This window comes from Phenylobacterium sp. (assembly GCF_004297125.1).
In the GTDB taxonomy this organism is placed as follows: domain Bacteria; phylum Pseudomonadota; class Alphaproteobacteria; order Caulobacterales; family Caulobacteraceae; genus Phenylobacterium.
Map to the genome: position 1 here is coordinate 192,648 of NZ_SCVD01000028.1, position 16,106 is coordinate 208,753.

Here is a 16,106-nt window from a genome sequence, read left to right on the forward strand (position 1 = left end):
TCTCGCAGCCCGTCGGCGCCAAGAGGATTGAACACGAACCACAGCAGCGCGCCGGGACGGGCCAACCCGCCGATCAGGCTCTGACTGTTCGTGTGGTTCGTGTGGTTCGTGGTTCGTGGTCGAAAAAGACAGCGCCTCCGGCGCGCAGTGAGCGGGAGATCGGAGCGCGAGCCCTCAGCCACCCCACAGCGTGGGCCAACTCGTCACGCCAGGGCGACCGCCCCCTACCCCGCCTCATAGTTCAAAATCGGAGCCAACCACCGCTCCGCCGTCGCCAAGTCCCACCCCTTGCGCCGCGCATAGTCCTCCACCTGGTCCCGCTCGATCCGGCCCACCCCGAAATAATGCGACTCCGGGTGCGCGAAGTAGAGCCCCGACACCGCCGCGGTTGGGTACATGGCGAAGCTCTCGGTCAGCTTCAGCCCGGTTTTCGCCTCCGCGTCCAACAGGCGGAACAGGGTCGCCTTCTCGGTGTGGTCGGGCTGGGCGGGGTAGCCGGGGGCCGGGCGGATGCCGCGGTACTGCTCGGCGATGAGGGCGTCGATGTCGAAGGGCTCGTCCGGCGAGAAGCCCCAGAGCTCGGTGCGGACCTTGCGGTGCAGGGCTTCGGCGAAGGCCTCGGCCAGGCGGTCGGCCAGGGCCGAGGCCATGATCGCCGAATAGTCGTCGCCCTTGTCCTTGAAGGCCTTGGCGATCTCGGCCTCGCCGTGGCCGGCGGTGACGGCGAAGCCGCCGATCCAGTCGGGGCGCGTGCCGATAGGGGCGATGAAGTCGGCCAGGGCCACGTTGGCGCGGCCGCCGTCGGCGGTCTTGCGGTCTTTGGCCATCTGCTGGCGCAGGGTGTGGAAGCGGCCGATCTCGGCCTGCCGGCTCTCGTCGGCGTAGACCACGATGTCGTCGCCGTCCGAGTTGGCGGGCCAGAAGCCGACCACGCCCCGGGCCTCGAACCACTGCTGGCCGATGATCTGCTGCAGCATCACCTGGGCGTCGCGCCAGAGGTCGCGGGCGGCCTCGCCGACCACGTCGTCCTCCAGGATCATCGGATAGCGGCCGATCAGCTCCCAGCTGGCGAAGAACGGCGACCAGTCGATGTGGCGGGCGAGGTCCGCCAGGTCGTAGGCCTTGAACTCCCGCACGCCGGTGAAGCCGGGTTTCGGCGGCTCATAGGTGGTCCAGTCGGGGGTGAAGGCGTTGTCGCGCGCCTCCTGGAGGGTGGCGCGGGCGCGCTTGTCCTGGCCGCGGGCGAACTGTTCGCGGACCTTGACGTAGTCGGCGGCGGTCTCGGCCTGGATGCGGTCGCGCTCGGTGGGGGAGAGCAGGCCCGAGACCACGCCCACGGCGCGGCTGGCGTCCAGCACATAGGTGGTCTGGCCGCCCTTGTAGCGGGGCTCGATCTTGACGGCGGTGTGGGTCTTCGAGGTGGTGGCGCCGCCGATCAGCAGCGGGATCGTGAAGCCGCGGCGCTCCATCTCGGAGGCGACGAAAGCCATCTCGTCCAGGCTGGGGGTGATCAGGCCGGAGAGGCCGACGATGTCGACGTTGTGCTTCTCGGCCTCGTCCAGGATGCGGTCGGCCGGGACCATGACGCCCAGGTCGATGACCTCGTAGTTGTTGCACTGCAGGACCACGCCCACGATGTTCTTGCCGATGTCGTGGACGTCGCCCTTGACGGTGGCCATCAGCACGCGGCCGGCCTGTTCGCGGGGCTTGCCGGCCTTCTCGGCCTCCATGAAGGGCTCGAGGTAGGCCACGGCCTGCTTCATCACCCGCGCCGACTTGACCACCTGGGGCAGGAACATCTTGCCGGCGCCGAACAGGTCGCCGACCACGTTCATGCCGTCCATCAGCGGGCCTTCGATGACGTGCAGCGGGCGGGCGGCGGCGGCGCGGGCCTCTTCCGTGTCGGCCTCGATGTAGTCGGTCAGGCCGTTGACCAGGGCGTGGGTGATGCGCTGGCCCACCGTGCCCTGGCGCCAGGTCAGGTCGGGCCCCTTGGCCTCGGACTTGCCGCCCTTGTACTTGGGGGCCAGCTCGACCAGGCGCTCGGTGTTGGAGATGTTGGTCCGCTGGGGCCGGTTGAGGATCACGTCCTCGACGGCTTCCCTCAGCTCCTCGGGGATGTCGTCGTAGACCGGCAGGTCGCCGGCGTTGACGATGCCCATGTCCATGCCCGCCGCGATGGCGTGGTATAGGAACACCCCGTGGATGGCGCGCCGCACCGGCTCGTTGCCGCGGAAGCTGAAGCTGACGTTGGAGACCCCGCCGGAGATCCTGGCGTAGGGGCACTCCGCCTTGATCCGCCGAGTTGCTTCAATGAAATCAACGGCATAGTTGTTATGCTCGTCGATCCCGGTGGCGACCGCGAAAATATTGGGATCGAAGATGATGTCCTCGGGCGGGAACCCCACCTGCTCGGTCAGCAGCCTGTAGGCCCGCTTGCAGATCTCGACCTTGCGGTCGGCCGTATCGGCCTGCCCCACCTCGTCGAACGCCATGACGACGACAGCGGCGCCATAGCGCAGGCAGGCCTGGGCCTGCTCCAGGAACTTCGCCTCGCCCTCCTTCATGGAGATCGAATTGACGATCGCCTTGCCCTGGACGCACTTCAGCCCGGCCTCGATCACCTCCCACTTGGAACTGTCGATCATCACCGGCACCCGGGCGATGTCCGGTTCTGCCGCGATCAGGTTCAGGAACGTCTTCATAGCGTCGACTGAATCCAGCAGGCCCTCGTCCATGTTGACGTCGATGACCTGGGCTCCGGCGTCCACCTGCTGGCGCGCGACGCTGAGGGCGGCCGGATAGTCGCCGTCGGCGATCAGCTTCCGGAATTTGGCCGAGCCGGTGACGTTGGTCCGTTCGCCGACGTTGATGAAGATGGGGCGCATTCAGCTCACGAACTTTATGGATCGGATCAACAGATAGACGGCGCCGGTCCCGGACGGGGCCCGATAGGCGCCTTCGGCCTCCAGCACACGGGCCGAGATGGCGGCGAGCATCCAGCCCAGGCCAGGCAGGTCGTCGCTGGTGAGCACGTCGACCGCCAGTTCCTCGACGCCTTTCTCCACGCCGAAGGTTCGCACCTGGCGCATGGCGTCGGTGCTCTGGGGCGGCCAGTTGGCGTTGGCCCAGCCCCACATCCAGTCGTGCTCGCCGATCGTGCCGATCACCTGGATATCGGCCACGACCCGCGGGCCCTGCTCGTCCGAGAAGGTCAGGGTGCAGGCCTCGGCGTCGTAGTCGTAGCGAGCCCAGGCCGCGAGGCGATAGTCGGCCTGCATCCGCTCTTGCTTGGCTGTGAAGGCGGTGAAGGCGTCCTCACACCAGGCGTCGTACCAGTCGGGAGCTTTCACCAGGCGATCTCGAACGGCTCCAGGCCGGCCAGGCGCATGGCCTTGGGCCGGTCCGGAACCTGCCGCGGCTTCAGGCCCCGCACCGCTTCGGCCACATGGCGGATGTGGTCCGGCGTGGTGCCGCAGCAGCCGCCCAGGATGTTGACCAGCCCGTGCTCGGCCCACTCGTGCAGCTGGTGGCCGGTCTGGTGCGGCTCCTCGTCGTACTCGCCCATGGCGTTGGGCAGGCCGGCGTTGGGATAGGCCGAGACCAGGGTGTCGGCCACGCGGGCCAGCTCGGCGATGTGCGGCCGCATCAGGTCGGCGCCCAGGGCGCAGTTCAGACCAATGGCGAACGGCTTGGCGTGGCGCACCGAGTTCCAGAACGCCTCCACCGTCTGGCCCGACAGCGTGCGGCCCGACCGGTCGGTGATGGTGCCCGAGATCCAGATCGGCAGTTCCTCGTAGCCCTCGTCAGCCAGATCCATGATCGCCTTGATCGCGGCCTTGCAGTTCAGCGTGTCGGTGATCGTCTCGACCAGGAACAGGTCGACGCCGCCGTCGTGCAGGGCGCGGACCTGCTCGGAATAGGCCTCGTAGACCTGGTCGAAGGTGACCTTGCGCGCGCCGGGATCGTTCACGTCCGAGCTCATCGACAGCATCACCGGCAGCGGGCCGATGGAGCCGGCGACGAAGCGGGGCTTGTGCGGCTCCTTCGCTGTCCAGCGGTCGGCGACCTCGCGGGCGATGCGGGCGCCGGCCAGGTTGATGTCGCGCACCGCGGCCTCCTGGGCGTACTCGCCCTGGCCGATCGAGGTGGACGAGAAGGTATTGGTCTCCGAGATGTCGGCGCCGGCGGCGTAGTAGGCGTCGTGCAGCTCGCCCACGATGTCCGGCCGCGTCAGGCACAGGATGTCGTTGTTGCCCTTCATCTGGCCCGGATGGTCCTTGAAGCGCTCGCCGCGGTAGTCGGCTTCCGACAGGCCGCGCTTCTGGAACATCACGCCCCAGGAGCCGTCCAGGATCAAAACGCGTTCCTTCGATGCGGCCTTCAGCGCCGCGATGCGTTCTTGGCGGTTCATGCCGCAGCTTCCTTGGGTTCAGGCGGAGTTTCGCGCACGCCCAGCACGCGGCAGATGGCGTAGGTCAGGTCGGCGCGGTTCAGGGTGTAGAAATGGAAGTCGCCGAAGCCCTCTTCGGCCAGGCGGGCGCACATTTCCGAGGAGACCGAGGCGGCGATCAGGCGGCGGGTCTCCGGGTCCTTGTCCAGGCCGTCGAACAGGTTGCCCAGCCAGGCGGGCAGCTGGATGCCGATCGGTCCGGACATCTTCTTGAGGCCCGTATAGTTGGTCACCGGCATGATCCCCGGCGAGATCGGAATGGTCACCCCGGCCTTGCGCACCCGGTCCATGAACCGCAGGAAGCCGTCCACATCGAAGAAGAACTGGGTGATCGCCCGCGTCGCGCCGGCGTCGATCTTGGCCTTCAGCACGTCGATATCGTGGTCGATGCCGGTGCTCTCGGGATGGACGTGCGGATAGAGCCCGACGCTCACCTCGAAGTCGCCGACCGCCTTGATCCCGGCCGTCAATTCCGTCGCGTTGCAGTAGCCGTCGGCACGGGGCGTGTAGACGCCGCCGATCTGGCCGGGCGGATCGCCGCGCAGGGCCACGATGTGGCGGATGCCGCTGGCCCAATAGTCCCGGATCACCTCGTCCACGTCGTCGCGGCTGGCTTCCACGCAGGTCAGGTGGGCGGCCGGCTTCAGCGTTGTCTCCTTCAGCATCCGCAGCACCGTGCGGTGCGTGCGGTCGCGGGTGGAGCCGCCAGCGCCGTAGGTCACCGACACGAACGACGGATTCAGCGGCTCCAGCCGACGGATCGCCGCCCACAGGTTCTCTTCCGCCTCGGCGGTCTTGGGCGGCGAGAACTCGAACGAGACGCGGGGGCGTTCCTTGCCGCCGACGCCGGCGCGGGCGACGGGGCCTAGGGCGGACTGAGCCGGGCTCATGCGGCGCTCCTCAATTGGGTGGGCGCGCGCTGGGCGGCCCAGATCTTCACGGTCAGTCCATCCTGGCGGGTGGGCGGCAGCGCTTGGAGGCCCACCTGCGGCAGGTCCGCCTCGGCGAGCCAGCGGCCCATCTCTTCGTCCGAAAACCCTAACCGGCGGTGTTGGTGCTGCTCGCGCAGGAACTCGAGCTTATGCGGCGCGAAGTCGACGATGATCAGCTTGCCGCCGGGCGCCACGATGCGCCCCGCCTCCTTCACCGCCGCGGCGGGGTCGCCCAGGTAATGCAGCACCTGATGCACCACGACCAGATCGGCGCTGCCCTCAGGCAGGCGCGTGTCGAAGATGTCGCCATGCCGCAGCTCGACGTGGGTGAGGCCCGCTTCGAGGGTGTTGCGCCGGGCGATGTTGAGCATCTGCTGCGACAGGTCCAGACCCACGGCGTGGTCGGCCTGCGGGCCCAGCAGGGTCAGCATGCGGCCGGTGCCGGACCCCAGATCGACCAGGCGCTTCACCCGCTGTTGGCCCGCCGCCGCCAGCACCTCGGCCTCGACGTTGGCGTCCGCGACGTAGAGCGAGCGGATCTGGTCCCACTGGGCGGCGTTCTCGGCGAAATACGCCTGGGCGGCGTCGGAGCGCTCGGCCTGGACGTCGTCTAGCTTCCGGCGGTCTCGCGCCAGGATGGGGTCATCCGGATTGATCCGCGCCAGCACCTCGCCGATCACCTCGTGCTGCCGCCCGGCGCCGGTGAGGCGGTAGAACACCCAGGCGCCGTCGGGGAACCGCTCCACCAGTCCGGCCTCGGCCAGCAGCTTCAGGTGGCGCGACACCCGCGGCTGGCTCTGGTCCAGCACCCGGCAGAGTTCCAGGACAGCCAATTCCTCCCGCTCCAGGAGCGCGAGGATGCGCAGCCGCGTCGGCTCACCGGCCGCCCGGAGCACATCCACGGTCTGCTTCGCCGAGAGCTTCATCTGACATAAAGATATCTTTATGTGTGAGAAATGCAAGGGCGCCACCCCGGCTTTCGCGGCCCAGCCCAGCATGTTGGGGATGCCCTCCGTCGCGCCGCCTGCGCGGTGAGGCGTCAGCAGAGCCCGCACCCGCGGGCGGTCCCCGTCGGCCAGGTCCCAGGCGCGACCGGTGTCGAACCCGGCCTTCGCGACCGCCGGCTCCTATAGCCAGGACGGCGAGGCCAGCGCCACCTGCATCGAAGCCGCCCCGATCGCTAGGCCCCGAAGATCCAGCCCACGGGCAGGCCGGCGACCTGCACGCCTGTCAGGACCATCTGGTTACCGCCGCCGAAGTCGATGACGGTGTCGGCTCCCACCTGGCTGACGGTCGGATTGGCGCCCGGCAGCAGCAGCACACGGTCGCCCTGGGCGACACTGAAATCGGTGACCCGGTCCAGGCCGGCCTGATCCCATGCGTGGAACAGGTCGGCGCCCGCCCCGCCGGTCAGGATGTCGGCTCCGCGGTCGCCGGCCAGGAAGTCTGCGCCATCGCCGCCGGAGAGGACGTCGTCGCCCTGCCCGCCCCGGATCGTGTCGGCGCCGGACGTCCCGGTCAGGGTGTCGCTCCCCTTGTTGCCGTGCAGATCCTGGTCCTGGACCTCGTCGTTCGAGATGCCGGCGAAGACCTGATCGTCACCGTCGTCACCCCGCACCAGATCGTGGCCGCCGCGGGTCTGGAAGCTGTCGTTGCCCGCGCCGCCCATTAGGGTGTCGTCGCCGGCCCCGCCGTCGAGCTGGTCGTTTCCGTCCAGGCCCGCAAGGCTGTCGGCGCCCTCGCCGCCGTTCAGCGCATTGGCGGCATCGGATCCGGTCAGGGTGTCGCCGAAGCCGCCGCCGATGGCGCTCTCGACGCTGGAAAGCGTCTTCACGCCCATTCCGCCGCCCACCGCCTGCGCCGAGGTGATCCGCAGGTCGAGGGTGAGTCCTCCGGTGGGCGTCCCGAAGCTCACCGAGTCCCGTCCTGTCCCCCCGAGGACGGTGTCGTTCCCGCTCCCGGTGTCGAACTGGTTGCCCAAGCCCCCGCCGCCCACCAGTCGATCGTCGCCCGCCCCGCCCACGAGCGTACCGCCGGTGGCCGACGCCGTCAGGGTGTCGGCGAAATCGGAGCCGATTAAGCCGCGGAGGCCGACCAGCGTGTCGCTGCCCTGCCCGCCTCCCACCGCCTGCGGTCCCGCGATCGACAGGCTGACCTGCACGCCGCTCGTCGCTCGGGCATAGCTGGCGAGCGCACCGTTGTCATCGGGGCTAGCCTCCAGGCGGTCGTCGCCCGCGCCGCCCTCCAGGGTGTATCGGCTGAAGTCCGGGGTCCCGACCAGGGTGTCGGCGCCCGCGTCGCCGAACAGCACCCCGCTCAGCGTGCCGACAATGCGGTCGTCGCCGTCCCCGCCGCGCAGGGTGTCGAGGAACCGCGGCGCGTCGCCGCCGATTCCTCCGCCGCCCGTGACGGTGTCGTTGCCCTGGCCGCCGTCCACGCTGTCGGCCCCGGTGCTGCCGGTGATGCTGTCGTCGCCGGCCGTGCCAGCGATGGTGTCCCCAATCCGGGTCGCGACGATCACGGCCATGGGCCTACTCCACGCGAAGATGCACCGATGTCATCCTAGCGCATGGCGTGAAGACGGCTAAGAGCGCGTGGGCCACCTACCGCGTGAACTTGTGGAACTTGATCCGGTGCGGGATCAGGCTGTCGGCGCCCAGGCGGCGCTTCTTGTCCTCTTCGTAGGCTTCGAAGTTCCCTTCGAACCATTCCACGTGGCTATCGCCTTCGAAGGCCAGGATGTGGGTCGCCAGGCGGTCCAGGAACCAGCGGTCGTGGCTGATCACCACCGCGCAGCCCGCGAACTCTTCCAGCGCCTCTTCCAGGTTCTGCAGCGTCTCGATGTCCAGGTCGTTGGTCGGTTCGTCGAGCAGGATGACGTTGCCGCCCTCGGTGAGCGTCTTGGCCAGGTGGACGCGGTTGCGCTCCCCGCCCGAGAGCTGGCCCACCTTCTTCTGCTGGTCGCCGCCGCGGAAGTTGAACGAGCCCACGTAGCTGCGGGTGTTGATCTCGCGTTTGCCCACCGCCAGGACATCCAGCCCCTGGGACACTTCCTGCCAGACGGTCTTGTTGGGATCCAGCGCGTCGCGGCTCTGGTCGACGTAGGCCAGCTTCACGGTCTCGCCGACCCGGAACGTGCCGCCGTCGGGTTGCTCCTGGCCGGTGATGATCTTGAACAGGGTCGACTTGCCGGCGCCGTTGGGGCCGATGACGCCGACGATGCCGTTCGGCGGCAGCTTGAAGGTCAGGTCCTCGAACAGGACCTTGTCACCGTAGGCCTTGGACAGGCCGTTGGCCTCCAGCACCAGATTGCCCAGCCGCGGGCCCGGCGGGATCTGGATGGTGGCGAAGCTTTGCGCCTCGCGGCTGTTCTCCTGCGCGCGGACCATCTCGTCATAGGCGGCCAGGCGGGCCTTCGACTTGGCCTGGCGGGCCTTGGCGCCCGAACGCACCCATTCCAGCTCGCGGGTCATGGCGCGCTGACGGGCCTCACTCTCGGACTTCTCCTGCACGATCCGCTTGGTCTTCTGCTCCAGCCAGCCGGAGTAGTTGCCCTCGTACGGGATGCCCTTGCCGCGATCGAGCTCCAGGGTCCACTTGGTGACCTGGTCCAGGAAGTAGCGGTCGTGGGTGACCAGGATCACGCAACCGGGGAAGGCCTCCAGGTGATGCTGCAGCCAGGCCACGCTCTCGGCGTCCAGGTGGTTGGTCGGTTCGTCCAGCAGCAGCATGTCGGGCTTGCTGAGCAGCAGGCGGGCCAGGGCGATGCGGCGCTTCTCGCCTCCCGACAGCTTGTCCACCGGCCAATCGTTGGGCGGGCAGCGTAGGGCGTCCATCGCCATCTCGATCTTGGAATCGATGTCCCAAAGGTCGCCGGCGTCGATCTTCTCCTGGAGGGCGGTCATCTCCTCCATGAGCTCGTCGGTGTAGTTCTCGCCGAGCTCGGCCGCGATCTGGTTGTAGCGATCGAAGATCTTCTTCTCTTCGCACCACGAGATGACGTTGCCCCAGACGTTCAGGGCTTCGTCCAGATGCGGCTCCTGCTCCAGGTAGCCCATCTTGACGCCTTCGGCGGCCTTGGCCTCTCCGCTGAACTCCTTGTCCACGCCCGCCATGATCTTGAGCAGGGTCGACTTGCCGGAGCCGTTGACGCCGACCACGCCGATCTTGGCGTCCGAGTAGAACGACAGCCAGATGTTCTCGAACACCTTCTTGCCGCCGGGGAAGGCCTTGGTCAGGCCCTGCATCTGATAAATGTACTGCTGCGCCATGGGGCGTCCGCGCTCGCTTGCTCGATGTATGGGAATTCGCGCGAGCAGATAGCGGTGGCGAGGGCCGGGCGCAATGTCGGAACCCGTCGCAGGCTCACGCGTTCGCATCCGGCAGGGGATGGGGGAACCACGAGTGCACGCCGATGAGGTCACTCCGTCGTCAGGGCGCCCGGCGGACGGGATGATCGACCCGTCGCGGCCGGACCCGGCGCTTCAGTACCTCGTGGACGCGGTCAGCGACTACGCTATCTACATGCTTGACGCCGATGGCCGGGTGATGAGCTGGAACACCGGCGCCGCCCGCCTGAAGGGCTATTCCGAAGAGGAAGTCCAGGGACGGCCCTTCTCCCAGTTCTTCGCACCCGAGGACCGCGCCGCCGGCGTTCCCGAGCAGATCCTCGCCACGGCGAGGAAAGACGGACGGGTGGAAGTCGAAGGCTGGCGCGTCCGCAAGGACGGCAGCAGATTCTGGGCGCTGGGCGTCATCAATACCGTGCGCGACAAGGCCGGCCAGTTGATCGGTTACGCCAAGGTCACCCGCGACATGACCCGCCAGCGCCAGACGCAGGAGGCGTTGGCGGAAAGCGAGCGGCGCTTCCGGCTGCTGATCGAAGGGGTGGTCGACTACGCCATCTACATGATCGACCCCAACGGCGTGGTGACCAATTGGAACCGCGGCGCGGAGCGTATCAAGGGTTACCGGGCCGACGAGATCGTCGGCCGGCACTTCAGCCAGTTCTACACGCCGGAGGATCGGGCGGCGGGGATGCCGGCGCGAGCGCTCGAGGCGGCGCTGCGGGAGGGCCGCTTCGACGCGGAAGGCTGGCGGGTGCGCAAGGACGGCGAGCGATTCTGGGCCTCCGTGGTGATCGACGCGATCCGCGACGAGGACGGCCGCCTGATGGGCTTCGCCAAGATCACCCGGGACGTCACCGAGCGGAAGGCGGCGTTGGAGGCCCTGGCCGCGAGCGAACGGCAGTTCCGCACGCTGGTCTCCGGAGTGGTCGACTATGCGATCTTCATGATCGATCCCAACGGGGTCGTCAGCAGCTGGAACGCCGGGGCGCAGCAGATCAAGGGCTACACGGCAAACGAGATCATCGGGCAGCACATTTCGCGCTTCTACACCGACGAGGACCGGGCCGCCGGGACGCCCGTCCGTGCGGTCGAGACGGCCGCGGAGCTGGGCCGCTACGAGGCCGAGGGCTGGCGGGTGCGCAAGGACGGCAGCCTGTTCTGGGCCTCGGTGATCATCGACGCGGTCCGCGACGATGACGGCGTCCTGATCGGCTTCGCCAAGATCACCCGCGACATCACCGACAAGCGCCGCGCCCAGCTCGAGCTTCAGCGGGCGCACGAGCAACTCGCCCAGAGCCAGAAGCTGGAGGCGCTGGGTAAGCTCACCGGCGGGGTGGCGCACGATTTCAACAACCTGCTCATGGTGGTCAGCGGCCAGGCCCAGCTCCTGCGCCGCCGGGTGAGCGACGATCCGCGGGCGCTGCAGGCGCTCGACGCCATCGAGGCGTCGGCCCGCCGCGGCGAGGACCTGACCCGCCATCTGCTGTCATTCTCGCGCCGGCAACGCCTCACCCCCGAACCGACGGCCCTCGCGGACCGCGCGCCGGGCCTCCGGGAGCTGCTCTCCGCCAGCCTGCCCGCCGCCGTGCGGCTCGACATGGACCTCGGAGCCGACCTGTGGCCGGTGGCGGTGGACGTCAGCGAACTGGAGCTGGCGCTGCTGAACCTCACCGTCAATGCGCGTGACGCCATGCCCCGCGGCGGGATCCTGTCGCTGAGGGGCGACAACGTCACCCTGGACGGCTCGGGCGGCCTTGAGGGCGACTTCGTGGCGCTCACCGTCGCCGACACCGGGACGGGGATCGCCCCCGACATCGTGCCGAAGATCTTCGACCCCTTCTTCACGACCAAGGACATCGACAAGGGAACCGGCCTGGGCCTGTCCCAGGTGTTCGGCTTCGCCCACCAATCGGGCGGCCAGGTCACGGTGACCAGCGAGCTCGGCGCGGGCGCCCATTTCACCCTGTACCTGCCGCGGGCGGACCGGGCTCCGGCGGCGCAGAGCGAGGACGAGCCGCCGGCCGCGGCCGCCGGCGCGCGCGTCCTGCTGGTCGAGGACAATCCGGAGGTCGCCGAGGTTGCGGCCCGGATGCTGGAGGAACTGGGCCACGAGGTCCGCGCCGTCAGCAACGGCGCCGCGGCGCTGGCCGCGCTCGACACCGGCGAACCCGTGGACATGGTGTTCAGCGATATCGTGATGGCGGGCGAGCCGGATGGCCTGAGCATGGCGCGGCAGGTCCGTGAAGCCTTTCCGTACGTGCCGATCCTCCTGGCCACCGGCTACAGCGAGGCGGCCGCCCGGATCGGCGACGAGTTCCCGATCCTGCGCAAGCCGTACAAGCTGAGCGAGCTCAACCGCGCCATCTCCGAGCGCCTGTCGCTGCGCACCGCCGGCAAGCTGGTGGACCTGGAGACCGCGAGGCGTGCGCGGGCGCCGCGGCGCGACTGACCGCCGGCGGGAAAGACCGCGGGAAGGACGCCTGTCGATGGCCGGCTGGGATAGCCCGGGCCTTCGCCGAGGCGCCGGCCGCTCACCGGGCGTCCCTCCCGCGAGTGTCCCTTGGCCGGCCGGACGAACCGAAGCGGCCTGCCGAGGGGAGGAACCGAACTAGTTGCGGGCGGCCTGGAGCTGGATGGCGGCCTTGTTACAGGCCCGCACCTGACCGTCGGAAAGCTCACGGCCGCCGGACTTGTAGCTGGCGACGGGGCCGACCACGGCGACCACCTTCTTGCACTCGCGAACCAATCCATCGAGGTTGGCCTTGCGCTCGGCGGCGCCCTGGCACTGGTCGCCTTCGCAGCGCCACGTGACGCCTGCGATCACCTCCTCGCGCGGAGCCGAATTGGCGGACGCGAGGCGCGCTTCGCCCCGGTAGCCCGCGGTTTGAGCAAATGCCGTCCCTGACACGAACACCGCCACCGCGGCCATCGCGCTCACACACCTGAAGTTTTGCATTATCGTGTTCCTTTGGTAGAAAAGAGCACGACCGGTCGCTAAATTCAAAAAGAGCACGATTGGTCACTTTGTCAAGCAGGGAGACTTGGCCCTTGCGAAAAGGTGAGGCGACGAGGGCCCGGATCGTCGGCGAAGCGGCGCGTCAGGCGGCGATGCGCGGCCTCACGGGCGTCAGTCTGGCTGACTTGGCGGAAGCGGTGGGCCTCTCCAAAAGCGGGATCTTCAAGCACTTCGATTCCAAGGAAGACATGCACATGGCCGTCGTCGAGGCGGTCATGGACCGCTTCGCGGAGGTGATCTGGAAACCGGCAGAGGCCCTGACGCCCGGCCGCGAGCGGTTGGAGGTGATCTTCGAGCGATGGCTGCATTGGGCGGAGGAGGAGTGGCCCGATAGCGGCTGTCCCGTGACCGCGCTGAGCGTCGAGTTGGACGATCAGCCGGGACCGCTGCGGGACCTGCTGCACAAGCGGCTGCAGGGATGGCGCAAGACCATGGTGCGCGAGTTCCGCGCCCTGCGCGACCCGCCGCTGAGCGAAGCCGAAGCGCAGGCGGCCTATTTCCAGATGAAGAGCTTCGTCCTGGGCCACTCGGATTCTCGCCGCATGATGGGCGACGACGACGCCAAGCGCTCAGCCAATGCGGCCTTCGAGGCCCTGCTCGACCGGACATGCCGCGCGGCGGCCTGAAGGGATCGGAACGATAACGCTGCTGTCGCGTAGTCACTGCCGATGGGTGGACCCACAGTGATTTCAGAGGACAAAAGCTATGCACAAGGATGAAGCCAAAGGCGCGGCCAAGGACATTGCCGGCTCCGTGAAGGAAGCCGCCGGCAAGGCGACGGGCAACGAACGGCTGGAAGCCGAAGGCGCCGCCGAGCGCCTGGAAGGCAAGGTCCAGAAGGGCGTCGGCGCCGTGAAGGACGCCGCTCGCGACGCGCTCCGCAAGTAGCGGATCGGTTCGCCAAAACGAGGGGCCGCGCCGGAAACGGCCGCGGCCCTTGGCGTGTCCGGACTCAGGATTCGGCGTCGATCTCCGTGAAGGTCTTGCCCCGGGTTTCGCGCGCCAGCAGGGCCGCAATGCCAGTGATCAGCGCGGCGGCGGCCACATAGATCGCGATCGGCGTCCCCGAATGCGTGGCCTGCAGTAGCGCCGCCGCGATCAAGGGAGCCAGGGAGCCGGCGAAGATCGACGTCACCTGATATGCCAGTGAAACCCCGGAGTAGCGCATCCGGGTGGGGAACATCTCGGCCAGGAACGCCGCCTGGGGCCCGTACATCGCCCCGTGGAAGAACAACGCCCCGACGCAGGCCAGGATGATCATCGACGGCTGCCCGGTGTCCAAAAGGCGGAAGAACACGAAGGCCCAGATGACCATCCCGAACGCCCCGAAGGCGTAGACCGGCCGCCGCCCGATCCGGTCCGACAGGGCTCCAAACATCGGGATGAGGAAAACATGGCAGGCCGAGGCGATCAGGATCGCCTCCAGCGCCACCTGCCGCGACAGGCCCAACTGCTGGGTCACGTAGGTGATCGAGAAGACGGTGATGACGTAGTAGCTGATGTTCTCCGCGAACTTCAGGCCCCCGCCGATCAGCAGTTCTCTCGGACGCTTGCGGATGGCCTCCAAGGTCGGAGCCTTCTCGATGGCCGCGACCTCCTTGGCCACCTCGCGGAAGGCCGGGCTCTCCTCCACCGTGGTGCGGATCCACCAGCCGACGCCGATCAGCACGGCCGACAGCAGGAACGGCACGCGCCAACCCCAGGCGAGGAACTCGGCCTCGCTTTGGAACGCCGCCATCGCCGCCAGCATCCCCGACGCCAGCAGGCTGCCCGCCGCCACCCCGGCCTGCGGGAAGCTGGCCCAGAGACCGCGCCGGGCGGCGTCGCCGTGCTCGGCCACGATCAGCACCGCCCCGCCCCACTCTCCTCCGACGGCGAAGCCCTGGATCAGGCGCAGCGCGATCAGCATGGCGGGCGCCCAGACCCCGACCTGGTCGTGGGTGGGCAACAGCCCGATCAGCACCGTCGCCCCGCCCATCAGCACCAGGCTGAGCATCAGCAGCTTCTTGCGGCCGATCTTGTCGCCGAAGTGACCGAACACGATCCCGCCCAGGGGCCGGGCCACGAAGCCCAGCGCATATGTCGCGAACGCCAGCATAGTGCCGACCAGCGGCTCGGACGCCGGGAAGAACAGCCGGTTGAACACCAGCGCCGCAGCGGTGCCATAGAGGAAGAAATCGTACCACTCGATGGTGGTGCCGATCATGCTGGCGGCCACCACCTTGCGCAGGGTGGCGGGCGACGACACGATCTCCGTTGGACGGGCGGACCCCGAACTCATGACGCTTCCCCTCGCGGCGGCTCTCACGGCCCCGTTTCCAGGCGACTGTCCGGGGCCGGAGGCTTCAGCGCAAGGGCCTGCCCAAAGCGTGGGCGGATGGCGGCGCCTCGTCGCACCTGCGTCCGGTAGGGTTGACCTTAACGATTGGCCGGCCATCTTGCCGCCTTCGTCACGACGGCCCGGAGGCGCCATGCCCAACCTCGTCCGCCGCAGAGATCTGCTTAAGTTTGGCGTGGCAGCCGGCCTCGCCGCGATCGCCGCGCCCGCCTGGGCGCAGAACTTCGACGTCTGGCAGCCGCGCCGCGCGATCCTCGACAACCTGCATACCGGCGAAAAGTTCAACGAAGTCTATTACGCGAACGGCAGCTACCTGCCCGACGCCCTGGCCGAGGCGACCCGCGTCATGCGCGACTGGCGCACCGGCGAGGAGCGGTTCATCGACCCCGCCCTGTTCGACGCCCTGCACGCCATCGGCGGCAAGCTGGAGACGCGGGCCCCGTTCCAGATCATCTCCGGCTACCGTTCGCCCCGGACCAACGCCATGCTGCACGAACGCTCGAGCGGCGTGGCCAGCAACAGCCAGCACACGGTGGGCAAGGCGATCGACGTCCGCGTCCCTGGCGTGGAGCTGTCCAACCTGCGCAACGCCGCCCTGGCGCTGGGCGCCGGCGGCGTCGGCTTCTATCCGGTGTCCAACTTCGTCCACGTGGACACCGGCCGCGTCCGGCAGTGGCGCGGATCCTGAGCGGAATCCGCCGATCCGGGACGATCGGCCCTTAGGTCGGCGGCGACTCGGTCGGCGGGGGTTCCGGCTCGACGGTGGTCATGCCCGTGGCGGCGGCGTCGTCCTGGATCTGCTGCTCCTCGGGCGTGCGCTCCACGGGCGGCGGAGGCGGCGGCGGGACCTCGACGACCTTCGGCTCCGGCGGAGGCGGTGGAGCGGTCTCGACGGCGGCCGGCGGCTCGACCGCCTTCTCCACCGGCCTGTCGAAATTCAGGCTCCGGCTCACCGCCAGGGCCACCAGGATCGCCGCGCAGGCGGCCGCGATCCACAGCACCTTCTTCAACATCTAAG

At 68.6% G+C, this 16,106-nt stretch carries 14 protein-coding genes; 4 read left to right on the plus strand and 10 right to left on the minus strand.

Annotated elements, in window-relative coordinates; translation table 11 throughout:
* Positions 1 to 224: 224 nt before the first annotated feature.
* The 7 genes from metH to ettA form a co-directional block, all read right to left on the minus strand.
* Complete coding sequence (metH, locus tag EPO51_RS21015; protein WP_293354248.1) at positions 225 to 2,888, minus strand: methionine synthase; 2,664 nt, start codon at positions 2,886 to 2,888, stop codon at positions 225 to 227.
* Positions 2,889 to 3,353, minus strand: a complete 465-nt coding sequence (locus EPO51_RS21020; protein WP_293354250.1) for a DUF6882 domain-containing protein — start codon at positions 3,351 to 3,353, stop codon at positions 2,889 to 2,891.
* Positions 3,350 to 4,414: a homocysteine S-methyltransferase family protein gene (locus EPO51_RS21025; RefSeq protein WP_293354252.1), complete on the minus strand. Its 1,065-nt coding sequence runs from the start codon at positions 4,412 to 4,414 to the stop codon at positions 3,350 to 3,352. Before EPO51_RS21025 ends, EPO51_RS21020 begins: the two co-directional genes overlap by 4 nt.
* On the minus strand, positions 4,411 to 5,343 hold the full coding sequence (gene metF, locus EPO51_RS21030) for a methylenetetrahydrofolate reductase [NAD(P)H] (protein WP_293354254.1): 933 nt from the start codon (positions 5,341 to 5,343) through the stop codon (positions 4,411 to 4,413). The genes EPO51_RS21025 and metF overlap by 4 nt, the downstream gene beginning before the upstream one ends.
* Positions 5,340 to 6,311: an ArsR/SmtB family transcription factor gene (locus tag EPO51_RS21035; protein ID WP_293354256.1), complete on the minus strand. Its 972-nt coding sequence runs from the start codon at positions 6,309 to 6,311 to the stop codon at positions 5,340 to 5,342. Before EPO51_RS21035 ends, metF begins: the two co-directional genes overlap by 4 nt.
* A gap of 254 nt (positions 6,312 to 6,565) precedes the next feature.
* On the minus strand, positions 6,566 to 7,912 hold the full coding sequence (locus EPO51_RS21040) for a calcium-binding protein (RefSeq protein WP_293354258.1): 1,347 nt from the start codon (positions 7,910 to 7,912) through the stop codon (positions 6,566 to 6,568).
* A gap of 76 nt (positions 7,913 to 7,988) precedes the next feature.
* Entirely contained in the window at positions 7,989 to 9,656 is a 1,668-nt protein-coding gene (gene ettA, locus EPO51_RS21045; protein ID WP_293354260.1) for an energy-dependent translational throttle protein EttA, read from the minus strand.
* A gap of 181 nt (positions 9,657 to 9,837) precedes the next feature.
* On the opposite strand from ettA, the gene EPO51_RS21050 reads away from it, so the two are divergent.
* Positions 9,838 to 12,183 carry a PAS domain S-box protein gene (locus EPO51_RS21050; protein WP_293354262.1) on the plus strand — a complete coding sequence of 782 codons (2,346 nt, stop codon included), beginning with the start codon at positions 9,838 to 9,840 and terminating at the stop codon, positions 12,181 to 12,183.
* Positions 12,184 to 12,342: 159 nt separating this feature from the next.
* On the opposite strand, the gene EPO51_RS21055 is transcribed toward EPO51_RS21050, so the two are convergent.
* Complete coding sequence (locus tag EPO51_RS21055) at positions 12,343 to 12,663, minus strand: CC_3452 family protein (RefSeq protein WP_293354264.1); 321 nt, start codon at positions 12,661 to 12,663, stop codon at positions 12,343 to 12,345.
* Between the two features lie 119 nt (positions 12,664 to 12,782).
* Here EPO51_RS21055 and EPO51_RS21060 point away from each other — a divergent pair, with 119 nt between their 5' ends.
* Together EPO51_RS21060 and EPO51_RS21065 are read left to right on the plus strand one after the other, a co-directional pair.
* Positions 12,783 to 13,376, plus strand: a complete 594-nt coding sequence (locus EPO51_RS21060) for a TetR/AcrR family transcriptional regulator (protein ID WP_293354266.1) — start codon at positions 12,783 to 12,785, stop codon at positions 13,374 to 13,376.
* Positions 13,377 to 13,455: 79 nt separating this feature from the next.
* A complete protein-coding gene (locus tag EPO51_RS21065; RefSeq protein WP_293354268.1) occupies positions 13,456 to 13,638 on the plus strand; it encodes a CsbD family protein in 183 nt (60 codons plus the stop codon).
* Between the two features lie 64 nt (positions 13,639 to 13,702).
* Here EPO51_RS21065 and EPO51_RS21070 read toward each other — a convergent pair whose 3' ends face one another.
* Positions 13,703 to 15,031, minus strand: a complete 1,329-nt coding sequence (locus EPO51_RS21070) for an MFS transporter (RefSeq protein WP_293354269.1) — start codon at positions 15,029 to 15,031, stop codon at positions 13,703 to 13,705.
* 190 nt (positions 15,032 to 15,221) lie between these two features.
* On the opposite strand from EPO51_RS21070, the gene EPO51_RS21075 reads away from it, so the two are divergent.
* A complete protein-coding gene (locus EPO51_RS21075) occupies positions 15,222 to 15,776 on the plus strand; it encodes a peptidoglycan L,D-endopeptidase MepK (RefSeq protein WP_293354271.1) in 555 nt (184 codons plus the stop codon).
* A 31-nt stretch (positions 15,777 to 15,807) separates the two neighbouring features.
* On the opposite strand, the gene EPO51_RS21080 is transcribed toward EPO51_RS21075, so the two are convergent.
* Positions 15,808 to 16,101, minus strand: a complete 294-nt coding sequence (locus EPO51_RS21080; protein ID WP_293354273.1) for a hypothetical protein — start codon at positions 16,099 to 16,101, stop codon at positions 15,808 to 15,810.
* Between the last annotated feature and the right edge of the window lie 5 nt (positions 16,102 to 16,106).

Excerpts from the sequence above, each read along its gene's own strand:
- metH (WP_293354248.1), bottom strand. The coding sequence starts at position 2,888 with ATGCGCCCCATCTTCATCAACGTCGGCGAACGGACCAACGTCACCGGC.
- EPO51_RS21025 (WP_293354252.1), bottom strand. The coding sequence starts at position 4,414 with ATGAACCGCCAAGAACGCATCGCGGCGCTGAAGGCCGCATCGAAGGAA.
- metF (WP_293354254.1), bottom strand. The coding sequence starts at position 5,343 with ATGAGCCCGGCTCAGTCCGCCCTAGGCCCCGTCGCCCGCGCCGGCGTC.
- EPO51_RS21035 (WP_293354256.1), bottom strand. The coding sequence starts at position 6,311 with ATGAAGCTCTCGGCGAAGCAGACCGTGGATGTGCTCCGGGCGGCCGGT.
- EPO51_RS21040 (WP_293354258.1), bottom strand. The coding sequence starts at position 7,912 with ATGGCCGTGATCGTCGCGACCCGGATTGGGGACACCATCGCTGGCACG.
- ettA (WP_293354260.1), bottom strand. The coding sequence starts at position 9,656 with ATGGCGCAGCAGTACATTTATCAGATGCAGGGCCTGACCAAGGCCTTC.
- EPO51_RS21050 (WP_293354262.1), top strand. The coding sequence starts at position 9,838 with ATGATCGACCCGTCGCGGCCGGACCCGGCGCTTCAGTACCTCGTGGAC.
- EPO51_RS21055 (WP_293354264.1), bottom strand. The coding sequence starts at position 12,663 with ATGGCCGCGGTGGCGGTGTTCGTGTCAGGGACGGCATTTGCTCAAACC.
- EPO51_RS21065 (WP_293354268.1), top strand. The coding sequence starts at position 13,456 with ATGCACAAGGATGAAGCCAAAGGCGCGGCCAAGGACATTGCCGGCTCC.
- EPO51_RS21070 (WP_293354269.1), bottom strand. The coding sequence starts at position 15,031 with ATGAGTTCGGGGTCCGCCCGTCCAACGGAGATCGTGTCGTCGCCCGCC.
- EPO51_RS21075 (WP_293354271.1), top strand. The coding sequence starts at position 15,222 with ATGCCCAACCTCGTCCGCCGCAGAGATCTGCTTAAGTTTGGCGTGGCA.
- EPO51_RS21080 (WP_293354273.1), bottom strand. The coding sequence starts at position 16,101 with ATGTTGAAGAAGGTGCTGTGGATCGCGGCCGCCTGCGCGGCGATCCTG.